Here is a 1049-nt window from a genome sequence, read left to right as displayed (position 1 = left end):
GCTAGAGCTCGCCAAAGAGCTCAATAACGTCAGCAAAGCCTGCAAGCTCATCGGCTACAGCCGCCAGCAGTTCTACGAAATCCGCCGTAATTACCAGACCTATGGCGCCGAGGGTTTGCTCGATAAGTTACCCGGCTGCAAAGGGGCTCACCCCAACCGGGTCGCTCCCGAGATTGAACAAGCCATCCTCGACTACTCGCTAACGAACCCTACTTACGGCCCGCTTCGGGTCGCGCAGGAGCTCGCCCTGCAAGGCATCAATGTCAGTGCGGGCGGTGTGCGTGGCGTATGGCAGCGTCACGATTTGCTCTCCAAACATGACCGCTTGTTGCGTCTCGAGAAAACCCATCGGGAACAGACGATTGAGCTCAATGACGAGCAAATTCGCCTGCTCGAGCGCTTCAGCCCCGAGTTCCGAGAACGCCAGATAGAAGTTCACTACACAGGAGAACTGGTGGCGGTCGACACCTTCTTCGTGGGGGCGCTCAAGGGGGTTGGCAAGGTGTATCTGCAAACCGTGCTGGACTGCTATAGCCGCCACGCCTGGGGACGGCTCTACACCAGCAAGCTGCCGGTGACCTCGGTTCATGTGCTCAATGAAGCGGTGCTGCCGTTCTTCGAAGCCCATGAGGCACGGGTCTATACCATCCTGTCGGACAACGGGCGCGAGTTCTGTGGGCGCCCTGACCATCATCCCTATGAGTTGTTCCTGCAACTGGAGGGAATCGAACACCGGACCACCAAAGTACGCAGGCCGCAGAGCAACGGCTTTATCGAGCGGCTGCACCGGACACTGTTGGATGAACACTTCCGCATCAAGGGGAGGACGACCTGGTATGAGTCGGTGGAGCAGATGCAGACAGACCTGGATAGCTATCTGGAGCACTACAACACCCAACGGCCACATCAGGGCAGAATGATGGAAGGGCAGACGCCCTACAGCATGTTCAAGAAGGGACTGAAATTGATACCGAAAGAAGTACGCGATAACGTAGCGTAAACAAGACACCGGTTTGAGGCCGGTGTCAGGTGATAACTAGATCTGTACA

The 1049-nt window shown here is 56.8% G+C and carries 1 protein-coding gene; it reads left to right on the top strand.

What is annotated here, in order from left to right:
• The coding region (locus BN1118_RS16165) for an IS481 family transposase (protein WP_043557074.1) at positions 1-1000 on the top strand (1000 nt) is incomplete at its 5' end.
• Positions 1001-1049: the final 49 nt, after the last annotated feature.

Origin of the sequence: Aeromonas bestiarum (assembly GCF_000819745.1) — a bacterium.
Lineage (GTDB): Bacteria > Pseudomonadota > Gammaproteobacteria > Enterobacterales > Aeromonadaceae > Aeromonas > Aeromonas bestiarum.
Note: the sequence above shows the minus strand (reverse complement) of the source record. Positions and strands in the feature narration are given on the sequence as shown.